Source organism: Actinomadura sp. GC306, from assembly GCF_004348665.1.
In the GTDB taxonomy this organism is placed as follows: Bacteria; Actinomycetota; Actinomycetes; order Streptosporangiales; family Streptosporangiaceae; genus Spirillospora.
Map to the genome: position 1 here is coordinate 1 of NZ_SMKM01000494.1, position 1,972 is coordinate 1,972.

Genomic DNA, 1,972 nt, shown 5'->3' on the forward strand with positions numbered 1-1,972 from the left:
CGCGGCACCCCGGCCGCCCGGCCCGGCCGGCCCGCCCGATGGGGGCCCGGCCCGCCGCGCACCCGCACGGGCGCCCCGGGCACGCCGCCGTCCTGCCCGCCCAGCAGCGGCGCCGCTACCTCGTGCTCGGCGCCGCCACCCTGTTCATCGGGCTCGGCGCCGCCTCCTACAGCGCCGGCGGGCGGCAGGAGACGCCGAGCGTCACGCCCGCCTTCGACCGCTTCGCCGTCGAGCACGCGCTGACCGCCGGCGACGCGCCGCTGACCGACCCGCTCACCGACCCGTCCTCGCGGGTCCCGGTCGCTCCGGGGCCGTGAGCGCGTGGGCCGTGCTCGGCCGGGGGCGGCGCCGCTCCGTCCTCGCCTGCGGGCTCGCGGGGGCGCTCGCCCTGGCCGCGGCGCTCGCGGGCGAACCGGCCGCGGCACGCGACGTCCGCAGCGACCCGCGCGCGGTGGCGCTGCTGCGCGCCGCCGCCGACGCCGCGAGCCGCGTCCCGTACCAGGGCCGGCGGTTCCTCACCACGGCGAGCCGCAGCCGCTCCACGACGTCCCGGGTGTCGGTGTCGCACGTCCCCGGCGACGGCATCCGCTACCGGGCGGGCGCCGCCCGGCGCGGCTACCGGCCCGAGTCCGCCGCCGGTGACACGACCGGCTTCACCCCGGAGACGCTCGACCTGCTGACCCGCAACTACTCGGTCGTCCGCGCCGAGGACTCCGCCGCCTGCGGCCGGCGCGCCCGCGTCGTCGAGGCCCGCCGCGCCGACGGCAGCCCCGCCGGGCGCTTCTGGATCGACGCCGAGACCGGGCTGATGCTCCACCGCGAGCTGATCGACGCCACCGGGCACGCCGTCGTGAGCACCGGCTTCAGCGAGATCAGCTTCACCGAGCCCGCGCCGGAGCCCGCGGTGCTCGACGGCCCCCGCAACGGGCTCGCGCGGCTGCCCGGAACCGGCGGGGACCTCCCCGCCGGCGGCACCGCCCTGTGGGGCGACGAACTCGACGGCGCCGACCTCGACGAGCTGCGCGGCCTCGGCTGGCCCGTCCCCGCCGACCTGCCGGGACGGCTCACCCTCCACGACGCCCGCCGCCCGGCGGGCGGCGGCCCCGTCCACCTCAGCTACTCCGACGGCCTCGCCGCCGTCTCGGTGTTCGTGCAACCCGGCACCCTGGACGAGCGGGGCCTCGCCGGCTGGAAGAAGATCGTCAAACGCGGCCGGACGGTGTACCGTGCCGGTTCGCTGCGGCACTGGGCCGTGTCCGCGGGCGACGGCTACGTGGTCACGGTGCTGACCGACGCCCCGCGCAGCACGGCCGAGGCGGTCGCGGCGCACCTGCCCCGGGAGGCCGACCCCTTCTGGCCGCGGCTGTCGCGCGGCGCCCGCCGGCTCGCCGCCGCGGTGAACCCGTTCGACTGAACGAGATGATCACTTATGGGCGAGCGCATCTACAGAAGGTCTTATGCTCCTCACATGCCTTCGCGGGCACGATGAGCACGGATGACCAGGACCATGCTCGGTAGGAGAGATGGGGATGACGGAAGACAACCGCGGGCCGGGCGGGGCGGCGGGCGAGGACGACGGCGTCGTCCCCGGCCGGGAGCCTGAACGGCCGGAGGCGGCGGCCCCGCCCGAGACGGTGACCGACCGGGAGATCCCCCAGGGGCAGCCTGCGGACGACCCCGAACCGGAGCCGGGCTCCGCGGCCGGTGCCGCGCAGGGCGCCGCCGCCGAGGACGCCGCCGACGAGCCCGAGCGCGGCGACCGCCTCGTGGCGGGCGGGTTCGCGCCGCCGGACTCCTCGTACGGGCCGCCCGACACCAGCGAGGACGTCCTGTCCCGGCAGGGTCCCGCCGCCGGCATGGGGCCGCAGGAGGTGCCGCTGCAGGACGGGACGCCGAGCGACATGCCGCAGCCACCGCCGCCGGTCCAGCTCGGCAAGCCCCCCGCGGACGAGGACCGTCCCCGCCCCGGGTT

At 78.4% G+C, this 1,972-nt stretch carries 1 protein-coding gene and 2 pseudogenes; all 3 read left to right on the forward strand.

Translation table 11 applies throughout. The features are described from left to right. Positions 1-317 (forward strand): annotated as a pseudogene (locus tag E1200_RS34240) (hypothetical protein); the annotation flags it as partial. Beyond that, positions 314-1,414 carry a sigma-E factor regulatory protein RseB domain-containing protein gene (locus E1200_RS32945; RefSeq protein ID WP_131956541.1) on the forward strand — a complete coding sequence of 367 codons (1,101 nt, stop codon included), beginning with the start codon at positions 314-316 and terminating at the stop codon, positions 1,412-1,414. The pseudogene E1200_RS34240 and the gene E1200_RS32945, both read left to right, overlap by 4 nt. 115 nt (positions 1,415-1,529) lie before the next feature. Continuing rightward, positions 1,530-1,972 (forward strand): annotated as a pseudogene (locus E1200_RS32950) (hypothetical protein); the annotation flags it as partial.